Annotated in this window: 5 protein-coding genes; all 5 read left to right on the top strand. The window is 60.8% G+C overall.

What is annotated here, in order from left to right:
• Nucleotides 1-2,124: DUF1592 domain-containing protein (locus tag VIL80_RS14925; protein WP_332036888.1), on the top strand; the 2,124-nt coding region annotated here is incomplete at its 5' end.
• Nucleotides 2,125-2,143: 19 nt separating this feature from the next.
• Complete coding sequence (locus tag VIL80_RS14920) at nt 2,144-3,562, top strand: DUF1552 domain-containing protein (protein WP_332036887.1); 1,419 nt, start codon at nt 2,144-2,146, stop codon at nt 3,560-3,562.
• Nucleotides 3,563-3,587: 25 nt separating this feature from the next.
• Nucleotides 3,588-5,297 (top strand): alpha-amylase family glycosyl hydrolase, encoded by a 1,710-nt coding sequence (locus VIL80_RS14915; RefSeq protein ID WP_332036886.1) that lies wholly within the window; start codon nt 3,588-3,590, stop codon nt 5,295-5,297.
• 110 nt (nt 5,298-5,407) lie between these two features.
• Nucleotides 5,408-6,199: a thermostable hemolysin gene (locus VIL80_RS14910; RefSeq protein WP_332036885.1), complete on the top strand. Its 792-nt coding sequence runs from the start codon at nt 5,408-5,410 to the stop codon at nt 6,197-6,199.
• On the top strand, nt 6,196-7,767 hold the full coding sequence (locus tag VIL80_RS14905) for an AMP-binding protein (protein ID WP_332036884.1): 1,572 nt from the start codon (nt 6,196-6,198) through the stop codon (nt 7,765-7,767). Before VIL80_RS14910 ends, VIL80_RS14905 begins: the two co-directional genes overlap by 4 nt.
• Nucleotides 7,768-7,904: the final 137 nt, after the last annotated feature.

The raw sequence follows: 7,904 nt of genomic DNA, 5'->3' as shown, positions 1-7,904 counted from the left end.
CAAGAAGATCTGCACAATGGTGAGATCAATCTGGTATTCAACAGCGGCAATGGCCAGCAGACCGGCGATCAACGCAATATTGCCGAGTCCTCCAGTTTTGTCGGCGGCGCGCGGGAGCCGTGGATGCCGGAAGACGTCGTGGGAGGGGATTCCTCGCGTGTATCGGTAATCGGTGGCACCACCGCCGATGGTGAGCGGGATTACCTGATCGGCAGTGTGATTACCGTGAATGCCGATGCGCCACCGCTGGGTACCGAATTCGGCGGTTGGAGCGGAGACGCCGCGCCCTACATCATCAACGATCCCACGCAGCCGCAGGTGCAGTTGCTGATTCCTCGGCACGATCTGTCGCTGGTGGCGCTGTTCCCCAGTATCAATAACGAGTATGAGGCCGGGCAGAATTTTTATGCTGCCCAGTGCGCCGGCTGTCACGGCGCGCAGGGGCAGGGCGATGTGGCTCCGGCACTGGCCGGCACCGGTGCCAACTGGCAGCTCGGCGACCTCACCCAATATATCCAGGACTTTATGCCGATGGATGCCGCCGCCACCTGTGCCGGTGACGAGCCCGGTGCCTGCGCCTATGAAACCGCGCGCTTGATTGTCGATGAAGCCTGGAACAGCAGTAACTGCACCAGCAGCGAATGTGACGGCAGCAATCTTGATGCCCGCAACCTGCGGTTACTGACACGCGAGGAATACCTCAATAGTGTGCGGGATATTTTCGGCATCGACTTTGATCCGTCGTTGATGGGGCCGGTACCCGCGGATGGACGCTATCGCAACTTTGATACGGCGTCGTTCCTCACCGCTGGCAACGACCGCACCCTGGGATACGAGCTGGTGGCGGAACAGGTGGCGGATCTCGCCATTAGCCAGAGCGGGTTTGCCAATCTGGTCAGTGGCTGCAGCGATACAAACTGTGTGGTGGACACCCTCGGCTTCCGCCTGTTCCGCCGACCGCTCGCCGCTGACGAAGTCAGCCGCTATGCGACGCTGTACAGCGCGGACGACGACGGTCGCCTGGCCCTGCAGGCCATGCTGATGTCACCGCACTTCATGTACCGTTCGGAACTCGGCGAACTGGACAATGCGAGCGGGCTCTATCGGCTCACGCATTACGAAATTGCCACGCTGCTTTCCTACACCTTCTGGGTGACCACGCCGGACGACACGCTGTTGCTGGCCGCCAGTGAGGCAAGCTTCGATGTGGCGGCACAGGTGGACCGCCTGCTCGCGGACCCGCGTGCGCAACGGGGCCTGCGTCGATTTATCGGCGGCTGGCTGATCAACAATCAATATCCCTTCCCGGCCATTAACAGCGCTGACCTGATTGCCGCCTTCAAGGAAGAGACGGTGGGTTTCGTGCTGGAAAATATTCGCAGTAACAGCGCGTATAGCGAATTGCTTTCCGCTAATTACACCTGGGCCAACGGCACGCTGGCCGCGCACTATGGACTGGACAGCAGCAACAGCGACTGGGCGATGCGCACATTTGCCATCGATGACCCGCGCAGCGGCAGTGGTCTGTTGGGGCATGGCAGCTTCCTCGCCTCGCGCACCAGTACCGTGAACCCGGCGCCGATCAAGCGCGGCGTATATGTGCGCGAGGTGTTGATGTGCCAGGAGTTTCCGCCGCCTGCGGCCGCGGATTTCAACGTGGTATTTGAGGATAGCGACAGCAATCGCGAGGCCACCGCCCGCCACACCTCTGACCCAGCCTGCGCCGCCTGCCACCAGTTTATCGACGGGGTCGGTTTCGGCTTCGAGCGTTTTGGCAGTGATGCGCTTTACCGCACCATTGAAACCATCGGTACCGGCGAGCAGCGGGCAATCGACGATAGCGGCCATATCAAGAGCCTGTACACCCCGGCAACGGTGATGGACCCCACCAGTCCTAGTTACGACTTTTATTCGGTACCGGAATTGGCGGCGTTGATCGCCAGCAGTGACCAGGGCGAAGCCTGTTTCGCACGGCAGTTCTACCGCTATGTGGTGGGGCGCGAAGAGGGCACCAGTGACGACCTGATCATTCACCGGGTGAGCGATGACCTGCGCAACGGCGGCGGCATGCGCGATATGTTGCGCAGCCTGGTGTTGTCCGACGCATTTACTTTGCGCCGCTGAAATTCGGGAGATAAAAATAATGAAACTGCTGAAGAATTTTGGTTTTGCCCCGGTCAGGGAATCCACCAACCAGTCGCGTCGCAGGTTCCTGCATAACCTGGCGCGGGCCGGCATGTTGTTGCCATTGGCGGGCAGCATGCTCGGCCAGCGGGTTTTCGCCCAGACCGATGGCGCACAGCGTGTGCTGTTTCTCTATTACCCCAACGGTGTGGTGCCCTACAACTGGCTGCCGCAACAGGGAACGGGCAGTATCAGTGGCAGCCAGGAACTGAGCTTCGGCCTCGGTCCCCTGGCTCCCTGGCACAGTCGCATGATCGTGTTGCAGAACCTCACCCTGGATATCGGCAGCGGTGCCGGTGCCCACTACAACGACATGCGCGGCATTCTCACCGGCAACAACCAGATCGCTTATGGGAGCGCGAGCATCGACCATCTGATTGCAGAACAGCTCGGCAATGAAGGTGTGTTGAGTTTGGGCGTGCGCACTGGCAGTCGCTCGGACATCATGATTTCCAAACCGCGCAATACCGACACCAGTATGCGCCCCATCCCGAATAACGATCCTGCCGACGCGGCGAGAAAACTGGCGGTGGGCATTGCCGGCGGCGGCTCCCAAGCTAGCGGCGACAAACAGGCCTACTACGAAGCCATTCTCAACGACTTCGACAGCCTCGCCGATGTCACCCTGGAAAATGCGCGTCGCGACAAACTCACTCTGCATGAAAATGCGCTTAAACGTTTGCGGGATCTCGCCGGAAACCAGGTCGGTGCGTGCAGCTTCAACACCAACGTAATGAGCGATCCTTATTACGCTGCAAGCAATCCACTAACACCCACGGAGTGGCAAATGTTCCCGCATCTCGCGCGGGCCCAGGTGGATAATATCGTTGGGGCCTTTTCCTGTGGACTGCATCGGGTTGCGACACTGCAACTGTCCAAGGGTGATGAAAACGGAAACCTGGTGAATTACTCCTATGACGAATGCTGGCAGATGGCTCAGGACGCCATCAGCCAGGGCATCCAGCACAGCAGTAGCAGCGGCACGGTGGGTTCGATCACGCGCTGGTATAACGAATTTGCCAGCCACAGCGCTTCCCACCGCCCCGGTGATGTGCCGCATACCGCACAGGTGCGCTGGTATCACTCACTGCTCGCCTACACCCTGCAACAACTGGATAACCGCGGCCTGCTCGATGACACCCTGGTGGTGATGTTCTCGGAAGTGGGTGATGGCTCCAAACACGGTGGTGCCGCCGGTGCGGTGACCCTCGCCGGTGGCGCCGGCGGTGCCTTGCAAATGGGGCGCATCATAAATTGCGGAGACGGCATTAATAACGGCCAGCGCATTTACGGCACGCATCAATTGTTTGGCGATGTGGCGCGTTACCTGGGCGTCAATAATTTGCCGGAAAGCCACTGGTCCGGTGGCGTGGTGTAACGGTGGTGCAAAGGGAGGTTGTCCCATGGCGCTAATGCAACATTCGGTATTGGCACTGGCACTGGCTGTATCCCTCGCAGGATGTGGTGGTGGCGGCGGTGAAAATAGCAGCTCGCAACCGGTGCCCCAGCCTGCACCGCAACCACAACAATTGCCAGAAATTTCCATCGATCCCTACTGGCGCAACGCCAGTATCTATTTCCTGCTGCCGGATCGGTTCAGCAATGGCGATGTCACTAACGATCTCGCCTACAGCCGCCAGGCCGATGGCGCACCGCTGCGGGGATTTCTCGGAGGCGATCTGCGCGGAGTGATCGACAAACTGAAAGAAGGTTATTTTTCCGCGCTGGGCATCGACGCCATCTGGATGTCGCCGATTGTGGAAAATATCCACGGTTATCTCGAAAGCTCCGGGCGCACCTACGCCTACCACGGCTACTGGCCAAAAGACTGGACGGCGGTAGATGCCAATTTCGGCAGTGAGGCGGATTTGCAGGAACTGATCGACACCGCGCACCGCCAGGGCATTCGTGTACTGCTTGATGTGATTGCCAACCACACCGGGCCGGAAACGTCCCAGGACCCGTTGTGGCCATCGGACTGGGTGCGCACGGCGCCGGTGTGCGACTGGTCGGGTTTTGCCGGCAATGTCACCTGCACCCTGACCGATCACCTGCCGGACATCCGCACGGAGAGCGATGCTGCCGTGGAAATTCCGCCGTTGCTACGGGAAAAATGGCAGCAGGAAGGGCGCTTGGAGCAGGAGCTTGCGGAACTCAACAGTTTTTTTGCCCGCACAGGCCATCCGCGCGCGCCCCGCTACCATCTGATGAAATGGCTCACCGACTGGGTGCGGGAATACGGTGTCGATGGCTTTCGCGTGGACACCGCCAAGCATGTGGAACCGGAATTCTGGGCGGAGCTGAAGCTGGAAGCGGAGGATGCGCTGGCCCAGTGGAAACAGCAGTTCCCGGAGAAAAAAATCGACGATAAGCCATTTTTTATGCTGGGCGAGGTGTACGGTTTCGGTGTGGATAACTTCTGGAACAGCGACGGCCGCCAGTACGACTTCGGCGACCGCAAGGTGGATTTTTACCAGTACGGTTTCGACAGCCTGATCAATATGGGTTTTGTACATCAGGCGCAACAATCCCCGGCAAATCTGTTTCAGCAGTATGCGAACGACCTGATCGACGGGGACCTGAAAGGGGCCGGGATACTGAGCTACATCAGTTCCCATGACGATCTCGACAGTTTCGATCGCGATCGCAGCCGCACCTTTGAGTCCGCCACCAAACTGCTGCTGGCGCCGGGTGCGGTGCAGGTTTATTACGGCGATGAGACCGCCCGGCAGCTGACGGACGCGCAGGCGATTTACGATGCGCAGTTGCGTTCGCCGATGAACTGGGACGAACTTGCCGATCCGGCGACACAGCAAGTATTGGCCCACTGGCAGAAACTGCTGCATTTCCGCCGCGCACATCCCGCCATAGGTGCCGGTGAGCACAGGGTTCACCGGCAGGCCCCACTGCTCTTTTCACGCACACTACAGGGCGACAGAGTGCTGGTTGCCCTCGACCTATCGGCGGGGGAAAAGGTGATACCGGTATCCGGTGTATTCGATGAAGGCACTACCTTACGCGACGCCTATTCCGGGGCGGAGGCCGCGGTAACCGGCGACACGCTGACCCTGGATACCGGCTTCGAGCTGGTATTGCTGGAACCGGCGGATTAGCCGGAGGCCGCAATACGCGATGGATTCGGCGCCAGATTGGAAGTCTTAAGTTTGTCTTAATTTAGCCCCCGTAGACTGCTCATATCCGATTTCTACCAGGAGAAAAGGAAATGTCAGTGGATGTCCGCTCGCAGTATGCGCTCCAGTCCCGGTCCGGCGAGTTTGCTGGCTATCTCAACACCTTTGGTGCCGAGCCAGTGGTTTCCGAGCGCTTTGGCACAAATGGCGAAGAGAGCCCTGACAGCCAGGACAGTGAGGCCAACTCCCCCCTCGCGTTCCAGTTCAGCGGCACCGGCGCTGCTGGGCGCGCCGCGGTGGAATCCTGTATTGCCGGGCAGTTCCAGCAGGTTTATGGCGCCCAGCTGCGGCACTACATGCCCTGGTTGCTCTCCTACGGCAAGGGCCAGCGGATCCACGGGGTACTCGGTATGCGCCGGGCCGGCAGTGAGCCGCTGTTTCTCGAGCAGTATCTCGACGAGCCGGTGGAGTCCCTGCTGGAATCCCGCGCGGGTGTACCGGTAAACCGTACGGATATCGTCGAGATCGGCAACCTGGTGGCCACGGCCCGCGGCGGTAGCCGCCTGTTGTTTCTGATGCTGGCGGAGCTGTTTGCCGCCGCAGACCTCACCTGGGCCATCTTCACCGCCACTCCCGAAGTGCAGCACCTGCTGCAAAAACTCACCGACGACCAGCTGGTACTGTGCCGTGCCGATGGCGCCCGCCTGGGTGCGGAGCTGGCGGACTGGGGGACCTACTACAACACCCGTCCCGCGGTGGTTGCCGTCAATGTCAGGGCCGAGCGTGAGCGGCGCCTGCAGCGTCCGCTGATCAGCGAGCTGCTGGAGGTGTGCCGGCCGCAGGCCACCGCCTTCGCCCGGCAGCTGGTGGAGGCGAGCGTATGACCGATATCTCGAAGACCAACTCCCCGCTGCTTGAGAGTCTGCGCACCACTGCGGAAATCTATCCCGGCCGCGCCGCGCTGCTCGGCGATCACGAGGGATTTACCTACGGCGAGATGCTGCAGGAAGTGACCGCCATCGCCGCAGCAATGAATGCCCGCGACCTGCAAGTGGTCGGCCTGTTTGCCAACAACGGTCCGCGCTGGTTGCTGGTGGATCTCGCCTGCCAGCTGGCCGGGGTTACCCTGGTGCCGCTACCCGGCTTTTTCTCCACGCAACAGTTGCAGCACACCATCAGTACCAGCGGACTGCAGGCGCTGCTGACGGACATGCCCGGCTATTTTTCTGATGCCCCACTATTCGGTGCCGGTGAGGCATTTGCCGGCATGACCCTGCTGCCGTGCACCCGGGTTCAGCCGGCACAACTGCCGGCGGACACTGCCAAGATCACCTTCACCTCTGGTTCCACCGGTACGCCGCGAGGGGTGTGTCTTTCCAATGCAACCCAGTTTGCCACCGCCGAGGCGCTGGCGGTGAGCCTCGCACCGCTGCGCTGTGCCACCCACATGTGCCTGCTGCCGCTGGCGACCCTGCTGGAAAACGTTGCCGGAGCCTACACCTGCTGGCTGTTGGGAGGTACCGCACTGGTGCCGGGACTGGAACGGCTCGGTTTCTCCGGCAGCTCGCAACTGGATATGCAGAAGTTGTGTGCCTGCATCGACGAACACCAGCCCGACAGCCTGATCCTGCTGCCGCAGATTCTGAAGTCGCTGCTGGATCAGGTGGATAATTTCGGCTGGCAGCCGCCGCCCACCCTGCGCTTTGTGGCGGTGGGCGGTGGCAAGGTCTCCGCCGATCTGCTGCGCGAAGCGGCCGGTCGTGGCCTGCCGGTGTACGAGGGCTACGGCCTGTCCGAATGCGGTTCTGTGGTCGCCCTGAACCTTCCCGGCGCAGTGCGGGAAGGCGCGGCGGGTAAACCGCTGCCGCACTGTGAAATTGCGCTGCGGGATGGCGAGATCGTGGTGCGCGGTCCGCGCTATCTCGGTTATCTGGGTGACACAGACGACGATAGCGCGAGCAGTGACGGCTGGCTCGCCACCGGCGATCTGGGCTCCCGCGACAGCGATGGTTTCCTGCATATCACCGGGCGCAAGAAAAACATTCTGATCAGCTCCTACGGCCGCAACATTTCCCCGGAGTGGATCGAGAGCGAACTGCTGCGCGCGCAGGAAGTGCTGCAGTGTGTGGTGGTTGGCGATGCGCGCCCCTATTGCAGCGCGCTGTTGTTGCCGCGACCGGGCACCGACGCACAGCAGATTGAACAATGGATCGAGACGGTCAACCGAGTGCTGCCAGATTACGCCCGCATTCGCCGCTGGGCCCCACTTACGCAACCACTCACTTTTGCCGACGGCCTGCTCACCGCCAATGGCCGTCCGCGCCGCGATCGCATCGCCGAACGCTATACGGCGGTGATCGAGGGCCTCTATCGCGATCCAGCAAATGCACAAAACATTTCCCCTATAGCACCGGTACCCGTTTCCGGTGATCAGAACCCAGGAGTTGCCTGATGAATTTCTTCGACCAGTTACAGCGTGAGACCGAAGCGGAACGTAAGCAGTTGCTCAGCCTGCCCGTGATCCAGCGCGGCGCGCGCGGCGAAATCTCGCTCGACGAATACGTCGGATTTCTCTCCCAGGCCTACCAC

The sequence above is a fragment of the Microbulbifer sp. genome (genome assembly GCF_036563125.1).
Lineage (GTDB): Bacteria > Pseudomonadota > Gammaproteobacteria > Pseudomonadales > Cellvibrionaceae > Microbulbifer.
This window is presented reverse-complemented; position numbering and strand designations above follow the sequence as displayed.